The 7,552-nt window shown below is 60.1% G+C and carries 8 protein-coding genes and 1 pseudogene; 3 read left to right on the top strand and 6 right to left on the bottom strand.

The features are described 5' to 3' along the window. Positions 1–110 (top strand): transposase domain-containing protein (locus tag G9Q80_RS01065; RefSeq protein ID WP_168246318.1); only part of this gene is annotated, 110 nt, incomplete at its 5' end. Between the two features lie 73 nt (positions 111–183). Here G9Q80_RS01065 and G9Q80_RS01060 read toward each other — a convergent pair. From G9Q80_RS01060 to G9Q80_RS01045, 4 genes are all read right to left on the bottom strand, one after another. After that, positions 184–1,386 (bottom strand): restriction endonuclease subunit S, encoded by a 1,203-nt coding sequence (locus G9Q80_RS01060; RefSeq protein ID WP_269799290.1) that lies wholly within the window; start codon positions 1,384–1,386, stop codon positions 184–186. A 26-nt stretch (positions 1,387–1,412) separates the two neighbouring features. Continuing rightward, positions 1,413–2,861 carry a class I SAM-dependent DNA methyltransferase gene (locus G9Q80_RS01055; protein WP_088713951.1) on the bottom strand — a complete coding sequence of 483 codons (1,449 nt, stop codon included), beginning with the start codon at positions 2,859–2,861 and terminating at the stop codon, positions 1,413–1,415. A 185-nt stretch (positions 2,862–3,046) separates the two neighbouring features. Continuing rightward, complete coding sequence (locus G9Q80_RS01050; protein WP_088713952.1) at positions 3,047–3,367, bottom strand: hypothetical protein; 321 nt, start codon at positions 3,365–3,367, stop codon at positions 3,047–3,049. Positions 3,368–3,488: 121 nt separating this feature from the next. Next, positions 3,489–4,040: a recombinase family protein gene (locus G9Q80_RS01045; protein ID WP_088713953.1), complete on the bottom strand. Its 552-nt coding sequence runs from the start codon at positions 4,038–4,040 to the stop codon at positions 3,489–3,491. A 116-nt stretch (positions 4,041–4,156) separates the two neighbouring features. On the opposite strand from G9Q80_RS01045, the pseudogene G9Q80_RS28635 reads away from it, so the two are divergent. Together G9Q80_RS28635 and G9Q80_RS27950 are read left to right on the top strand one after the other, a co-directional pair. Continuing rightward, positions 4,157–4,432 (top strand): annotated as a pseudogene (locus tag G9Q80_RS28635) (BRO-N domain-containing protein); the annotation flags it as partial. A 121-nt stretch (positions 4,433–4,553) separates the two neighbouring features. Next, the gene (locus G9Q80_RS27950; RefSeq protein ID WP_232788129.1) at positions 4,554–4,730 is read left to right on the top strand and encodes a hypothetical protein; all 177 of its coding nucleotides are present in this window, start codon (positions 4,554–4,556) and stop codon (positions 4,728–4,730) included. A 116-nt stretch (positions 4,731–4,846) separates the two neighbouring features. On the opposite strand, the gene G9Q80_RS01035 is transcribed toward G9Q80_RS27950, so the two are convergent. Together G9Q80_RS01035 and G9Q80_RS01030 are read right to left on the bottom strand one after the other, a co-directional pair. Continuing rightward, complete coding sequence (locus G9Q80_RS01035) at positions 4,847–5,632, bottom strand: ParB/RepB/Spo0J family partition protein (RefSeq protein ID WP_088713955.1); 786 nt, start codon at positions 5,630–5,632, stop codon at positions 4,847–4,849. A 324-nt stretch (positions 5,633–5,956) separates the two neighbouring features. After that, positions 5,957–7,552: a site-specific integrase gene (locus tag G9Q80_RS01030; RefSeq protein WP_088713956.1), complete on the bottom strand. Its 1,596-nt coding sequence runs from the start codon at positions 7,550–7,552 to the stop codon at positions 5,957–5,959.

The raw sequence follows: 7,552 nt of genomic DNA, 5'->3' as shown, positions 1-7,552 counted from the left end.
CCATCGATCCCCACGCCTGGCTGACAGCCACTCTCCAAGCCATTGTCAACGGACATAAGCAATCCCGGATCGACGACCTCTTGCCCTGGAACTATGCCCCGACCGTGTGATCGGCGCACCGCTTACAGTGCAGCCTTCCGCTTTGTCTTTGCGGCTTTACTCGTCATGGCCGGAATCCTTCTTCTAGGTCAGCTCGCCCGCGAAGGCTTTCTGGAGGAGGGATTGGCGGAGATCGTCGAGGTCCTGCAGGTTCGCGGATTGCGCTAGCTCCAACTGCAGGCACAGCTCTTCAGTCTGGCGCAGCCGCGCAAGAGCTTTTTCCTGCCGATCCACTGGCGGCGCATACAGCTGTAGCTTCCGAAGGTCGCGGATGTTGATCTGCATAAGGGCTGCACCGTAGGTTCCGGCGGCTATCTGTTCTTGAACAAAGCGTGATCGGAACTGGAAGTAGCCGAAGCCTGGAAGTATCTTCCGAGGGTCGAACCGCACCGGCACAATGCCTCGGGTTACATTTGCTCCAGCCAACTCCTCTGACGCAAGCCCAATTGAGCCAGTCGTCCCTCGGACACAGAGAAGCAACTCGCCACCCTGCAATTCCGTTCGTGCGTATCCGGCTGCCTTCGCAGGATCAATGCGCTTCAAGCCTTCCAAAAAGATCTCGCGAGGGCCGAAGTCCGTGGGCCTCACGATAGGTAGTCCGTGTTCAACATCGCCCCCCGGCTGGACAATCCCATAAGACAAGGTGCAGTCGTCACTAACCAGTCCAGCCAGCGGAGTTGGAGTGATGTCGTCGTCAACGAAAACCTCGTCTACAAGGGTGTCGAACAACTCCCGCGCGTTGTGGAGGTTGACTTCGGCGTGGGCGCGGGCGCTTGCCAGACCCTCGAAGGCCTCGTCCAGAACCGCAACGATCCGCCGTTGTTCTTCGAGAGGCGGGAGGGAGATTGAGAAATCTTGAAGCTGTGCCTTCGTCAGAGCCTGACGTGTTGCACCTGCCTTGTCTCCGATGCCCAACAACTTGTCCTTCATGTCTCCTGAAACAAGGAGGAGAGCCAGAAAGCGGCTGTTCAGAACCTCAGGGATCGGCCTGATGATGGAAACATGTTGGTTTACCCTGGCGGGCAGGACTTCGTTGGGCACGACACAGCAACGGGCAATGGATGCGCCCGTGATGTTGAGCAAGACGTCGTCGGGTTGAACCTCCACGTTTGAGAGTGCTGCGGCCTGTTCATCGTCGATCTTTGCCAGTTGTTCGTAGCGGAAATCCAGGTCGTGAACGTTGAGGCTTCGGATCAGAGAAAGCCCCTCTGCCTTGTAAGAGTCTCTACCGCCTTTCGGAGTTGCGCCACTCCCGATCTTGGTGGTCACTTCCTGCAAGCGACACACAGGCCACGCACTGTGAGCAGCGTCCCTCACAGCATCCCCCGGATGTCTTCGAGTATCTGCGCGGTCTCGGCATCCCGCGCCAGCATGTCGGCGATGATCTCCTCCGGCGAGCGCAGGGGCGCTTCCTCGGGCGCGTTGGGGTTCTTCACGGAGAGGTCCAAGGTCTCCTCGTCCAGATCGGCACGGGCCACCCGCCAACTCTTCGCCCCCTCGGCTTTGGTCTTGGACAGTTCCACGAACTCGGCCAGATCGTCGTCGCTCAGCGGGTTGGTCTTGCCCAACGTCCGCCCCGGATTGAGCTGATAGACCCAGGTCTCGCGCGTCGGTGCGCCCTTCTCGAAGAACAGCACCACTGTCTTGACCCCGGCGCCTTGGAAGGTGCCTTGGGGACAGTCGAGGATGGTGTGTAACTGGCAGCTCTCCAGCAGTTCCTTGCGCAGCGCCACGGAGGCGTTGTCGGTGTTGCTGAGGAAGGTGTTCTTGATGACCACCGCCGCACGGCCCCCGGCCTTCAGCCTGCGGATGAAGTGCTGTAGGAAGAGGTAGGCGGTCTCACCCGTGCGGATCGGGAAGTTCTGCTGCACCTCGCGCCGCTCCCCGCCGCCAAAAGGCGGATTGGCGAGGATGACGTCGAAGCGGTCCTTCTCCTGGTAGTCCATCACGTTCTCGTTGAGCGAGTTTGTGTGGACGATGTTGGGGGCCTCGATGCCGTGCAGGACCATGTTCATGATCCCGATGATGTAGGCGAGCGACTTCTTCTCCTGCCCGAAGAAGGTGTCGCGCTGCAGCGTCTCGTACTGGGAGCCGCTGAGGTCCGGCCTGCGCATGTACTCGTAGGCCTCGCAGAGGAAGCCAGCGGAGCCGACAGCGCCGTCGTAGACCGTCTCGCCGATCTTGGGGTCGGTTACCTTGATCATGGCACGGATGAGCGGGCGCGGCGTGTAGTACTCGCCCCCGTTGCGGCCCGCGTTGCCCATGCGGCGGATGCGGGTCTCGTAGAGCGAGGACAGTTCGTGGCGCTGGGCCTCTGTGTTGAAGCTAAGACCGTCCACGATCTCCAGCACGTCGCGCAGGACGTAGCCCGAGCGGAACTTGTTGCGGAGTTCGGTGAAGACCTCGCCGATCTTGTATTCGATGGTGCGCGGCCCTGTGGCGGTCTGGCGGAAGGAGCCGAGGTAGGGGAAGAGCTTGCGGTCCACGAAGTCGATCAGGTCGTCGCCGATCAGCGCTGCGTTGTGGTCGAACTCGCCGTCCTTCTTGGGCGCGGCCCAGTTGTCCCAGCGGTACTCGCCTCCGATGATCGGCTCATAGTCCTTGCCGTCGAGTTCGGCCCGGTCCTGCCGCTCGACCTCAAGGTCGTGGAGGTACTTGAGGAAGAGGACCCAAGAGGTCTGCTCGACGTAGTCCAGCTCGTTGGCGATGCCCTCTTCGGCCCGGAGGTCCTTCTCGATACTGTTGAACGCGTTCTCGTACATGGTCACCACTCCTGCTGACGCACACTAGCGGCAGCCAGCGGAGCGGGACAAGGCGATTTCAGGCGCCAAATGGCTGCACTCCCTTCCCCGAGGACCTACAACAGCGCTCTCAGCTTTCGCCGTTCAGCACGCTGCGTCCTTTTGACTTTCTCGTCACTGAAGCTCTTGCACCACATGGACGCCAACTACTTGGGTGCGTTCGTTTCTTTCTTACGTCGCGCCCAGTCCTCCACCTGGGATGACACAAATAGCCAAGCCAAACCAATGAGGATTCCCCAGTACCGGAAGATTATCACTGACAAGACGATCACTGGCAGCAGCGAAATTTGAAACACCCAAACCATGATGCCTTTGCCAATTCCAAATTCTCTCCAATCAGAGACCATCGACTCCAAGACCTTCAAGCCTATCACAATTGCTATGACTACCCCGATAACTTGAATGATTGGCTCGTCGCCTGTGAAATACGGTCGAAGGGTGTCATCATCATTGAAATCTTGAAGCATGGCTCTTGCTGCGAAAAGGAATACTCCCTTTTCACGATACCTTGTTTGGTCTCTGGTTCAACCGCCATGCGTTGTGTGGGAGTCACCTGCCGCGCCGATGAAACAGCTAGGGCCAATCGCCCTATCTCTGCAGGACGCGGTACACACTGCGCACTGAAACCCCCAACTCCTCGGCAATCTCCTTCCGGGTGCGCCCCTCCTCGTCCAGACGGCGCATCTCCTCGGCCTTGGCCCGTGCTGTAGGCTGCCGCCCCTTGTACTTCCCCTCGGCCTTGGCCTTGGCGATGCCCTCGCGCTGCCGCTCCAGCATGATGCGACGTTCAAACTCTGCGATCCCGCCCAGCATGGTGAGCATGAGCTTGCCTGTGGCGTTGCTGGTGTCGATCCCCATGTCGAGGATCTCCAGCCCCACCCCCTTCGCTTCCAGCCCCTCGACAATGCCGAGGAGGTGTTGCGTCGATCTGGCCAAGCGGTCGAGCTTTGTGACCACAAGCGTATCCCCGTCCCGGCAGAACTCCAGCGCATCGGCCAACTTCACCCGCTTCGTCTTGTCCACGGAAGAGACCTGCTCCTCAAAGAGCTTCTCACAGCCTGCCTTCCGGAGATCCCGGCGCTGGGCGTCCAACCCTGCAGCCTGGTCGAGGGTCGAGGTCCGAGCGTAACCGATCTTCATTTTGCCGCATCCTTCTGCCACTGCCATTTAAGACCTTGTGGCACGCAGGCTGCCAAAAAGTAAATACCACTCTTATGGCACGCCCGTGGCCGCACATCACGGACTGCCACTAGACCATGCCCTGTGGCAGCCTCTTCGACTTCAACGGCTCCTCCATCCGCATCATAGAGATCGACGGCCAGCCGTGGTTCGTGGCTGGTGATGTTCTTCGTGTCTTCAACTACTCACGCCCCGACAACATGCTCCGCTCGCTCGATGCGCGGGACAAAATGGCTACCCCTCAAAGTTTGAGGGGAATGGGCCTGCACCCCCGCTCCAAGCTGATCTCAGAGGCGGGCCTGTATCAGATCATCATGCGAGCGCAGCGGGTACACCCCATCGCCCGTGACTTCCGCAAGTGGGTCCACGGTGGTTGCGGCTGTGGCGCCCGCGTGCTACCGATGAAGGCAAGGCAATCAATGCAAAGTGGCATCGACTTCAAGACCTTGCACCAACTCTTGCAAGGATCGCCCCATGCACACCTACACACTGCCCCTCGGCATCTTCCATATCACCGCCATCCTCTCCCCCCGCCTCCGCTGGCTCCCTCCGGTGGTCAGCATCGAACGCAATGGCAGCCCCGGCGAGTTGGTTGTGAACTGCGGGCGCGGGCAGTTCTTCGTCACCCCCGGTCGCCCTGCCAAGGTCTGACCTCATGCCGCTGCTGAGGGGGCACCCCCCTTGGCACCCACTGGGGGAAGCCGACATCGCCCCCCCTATCGGTAAGGCGCTCAGATATGGGAGGCAAAAACAGCCCCAACTTCCTGCTAGAACGGAGAACATTCTCCGTAGGGGTCGCCGTCATCCAGTCCGATCTCGCCTCCGTACTCCTCGAAGAGTAGCCGAAGCCCCTGCCTGCCCAGGCGGCTCGCCACGACCTGCACTGCCGCCTCTGGCTGGTGGCTTGCCATGAAGCCTAGGGCCTTCCCAATCTTGTCGTCCAGTTGGCGAGTCTTCTCGTCGATCATGGCTGTTCGCTCCTCTTCCGTGAAATCACGCCGCTCACGTCCGCTGGCCTCGCTCAAGGCTGCCACCCAGCTTGTCGGGAGAAGATCGTCTCCACCTGCCAATTTGATCAGCAATTCATAGGTCTTCCGCATGTTGGCAACAGTGCGCTCCGAAACCCCCGTTACCTGTGCGGTGACGCGCTTGCTGTATGTACGCGGCCCGAGGCACACTAAACGCCAAGCTGCGTCACTGCGCTCCTGCTGTGTTAGAGGCAGTCGCGTCTTCCCGTTTTCCTTGAGCGCCAGAAGTCGCGCATCCTCAAGGCTGCACTGGTGGACCCGGACAGGCACCTTACGAGACCACTGCACCTGCCGGTAGGCGGCCAGCCTGTGATGCCCGTCGATCACGATCAATTCGCCGCTGTCTGGGTCGGCCCAAACGGCGATGGGGTCCAGCGTGTTCCCACCTGCTGGCACCTCGGCCAAGGTGCGGACGTGGTATTCATCGGTCTCAAGGTGCCGGAATTGGAAGGCCTCGGGACGGCAAGTGATCTCGCTCAGGCGGACCTTCCGCTGAGTAGGCTTGCCATGCGTCTGAATTTGCATGGATTTTCCGTGTATTGTAGGGGTTAAACGAGTCGAAACGCGGTGGGGCGGCCTATGCAGAATGCACGCCCTGATGTTGCATACCCAAGCCGCTGCCAAAGCTTGGCCAGAGCCGCCATCTTCGGCAGGTCATCAGACATCCGAGGGTAGCCCTTTGCGGCCCTCACCTCCATGTCATCACCGAGCTGGGCAAGGCCCTTCTATAGCTGGCCTATAGCTGCCTTCTCCTTCAGGGTGGACCTCTAGGAGGAGGCCGTCCTCAGGATCAGCTATAGCTAGCTCGCCTCTCTGATGGTGGCACCCAATTGGCCCCTCCCACAGGCCTCATTCAGCAAGATAGCCCTTGATCTTGCGCATCTCCGCAGCCAGCCCCGGCAACATTACGTCGCTCTTTCCGTAGCCCTCAGCAGAACGCCCCTTCGACCTTCCGGTTATGTAGGTCTTGGCGCTGTCGAGCATACCCGCGTACATGGCCTTGTCCTCAAAGAGGTGCCGCCATCCGTGGCTTGGTGCCATATCCTCGCGCGTCAGCTTCAGCTTGCTTCTCACCCACCCGGCGACGTTTCCTTGAGACCGTGCATGGAATAGCCGCTGCTCAGGATGCTCGCGATGCCTGTTGACGAACTCAATCAAGCCTTCCGCGACAAGGTCCGGATGGACTGGAACACGCCGAATGCTATGCACGTTCTTCAGTGTCTTCCGCCCTTTCGTGGTCAGCCGGAAAAACCATGACCCCTCGAATTGAAAGAAGTCGTCAGGGCGCAACTGGGCCACTTCGGAGACCCTCGCCCCAGAATACGCGCACATCCAAGGTAGCCAACGCAGGTCCGGTTTTGTCTCCTGTCGCGCCGCCCGGAGGATCGTTACAGCCTCCTCCATCCTGAGCGTACGGTCTTCACTTCGAACGCCATTCCGTTCCGGGCGGACCACCAAGTCCAAAGGGTTCCGATCCGGGAACAGCGTTCCCACGGATTGCACCCGCGCCCAGCCTATCACAGTACTGACATTCTGGATGCGTTGGGCAATGGTTGAGTTGCTGAGGCTGCCCCCTTCCAGCATCTCCCACTTCCAGGCGTCCGCTTCCTGCGGTGTGACTGTGCCTACAAGATCGCTCTTCCGAAACGCCGAAAAGGCATTGACGACCTGTCGGTACTTCCTCGCGGTTCCTTCCGGCATCGGCTTTGCCTCCTTGCCAGCCGCCCGCCGCCTGATCTCTGCATTGATCACCTCCGTGAATGTCACCCCAACCTGAGGCTTCCCTTTCTCGCCCTGTGCTTTCGTCTTCGGTGTGAAAGCCGGGTATCGGTCGGTCTCTCCGCTGTCGGAGTAATCCCCTTGCGCCTTGGCGTAATTGACCAACCCAACATCCACCATAGCCAGCGACACTTGATGCAGGACCTTGCCCCTAGAAGCCTCGTCCACGATCAACCCATGCCGCCTAAGGATGCCGTCAACGAATGCGCCGAAACGCAATTCGAGGTCCCGAGCCACAGTTGCCGCAGTGGGCACGGCCAAGGGATTAAGACCCCCGCCGCGTGCCAACGCGTCCGTGGCGAGTATGCGGGTCCAGCGCTCCGGCTGCCCCGGCTCATCGTCGAAAGCATCAATGAACGCCTCCCGGACCTCCCCAGCGAGAGCCAAGGCTTCCTTGTGTGTCAAAGACAAAGGCCCAGCCCTGAGCGCTTGCCAGTGCTGCTCTACGGCGGCCAGCGCAAGCGTGAACCTCCTCTTCGCCTCGTCTCGGTCCTTGGTACGGAGTGACGTCTTCGCCCAAGCGCCGATTGTCACCGTTGACACATCATCGCCTACAGGGACAGCGACCTTGGTCCCTTTGGCCGCTTCCGCGACATCTCGGGGCACGCTGACTCGCAGGTAGTAGGTATCGCCTCTCTTGACCGGCTTTGCCATCACAATTCCCAT

This window comes from Mameliella sp. LZ-28 (assembly GCF_012274245.1).
GTDB lineage: Bacteria > Pseudomonadota > Alphaproteobacteria > Rhodobacterales > Rhodobacteraceae > Antarctobacter > Antarctobacter albus.
The sequence above is the reverse complement of the archived record's forward strand: the minus strand, read 5'-3'. Positions and strand labels throughout refer to the sequence as shown.